We start from the raw sequence: 318 nt of genomic DNA on the forward strand, positions 1-318 counted from the left end.
TATAGGTAACGGTTTCGCCCAAGTTGACTTTGTCTTCATTGCCGTTGTCGGCAGCAATCTTCAGACCTTTGCTGACTTCTTCGCCTACTTTGTTCAATGCGTCTTGAACGGTGCCTACGGCTTCATGTTTCGTACCGTCCGCTTTGGTTACGGTAAAGGCAGGTGCTGCAACATCTCCGGTTACCGGATCAATGCTGGTATTCAACGCTTTGGCAATCGGGCTCAGCTGGCTGACGTTCACTCCGTCGGTGGCATCCGTACCTTTGGCTACTTTGGCAATCTTGTTGCCGCCGTTGTTCAGACCGGCAGTAGTCAGTG

Annotated in this window: 1 protein-coding gene; it reads right to left on the reverse strand. The window is 51.9% G+C overall.

The window, feature by feature from the left end; all coding sequences use genetic code 11:
* Positions 1 to 318 (reverse strand): hypothetical protein (locus HMPREF3277_RS06745; RefSeq protein ID WP_168168252.1); only part of this gene is annotated, 318 nt, incomplete at both ends.

This window comes from Neisseria sp. HMSC70E02, from assembly GCF_001838645.1.
Lineage (GTDB): Bacteria > Pseudomonadota > Gammaproteobacteria > Burkholderiales > Neisseriaceae > Neisseria > Neisseria macacae.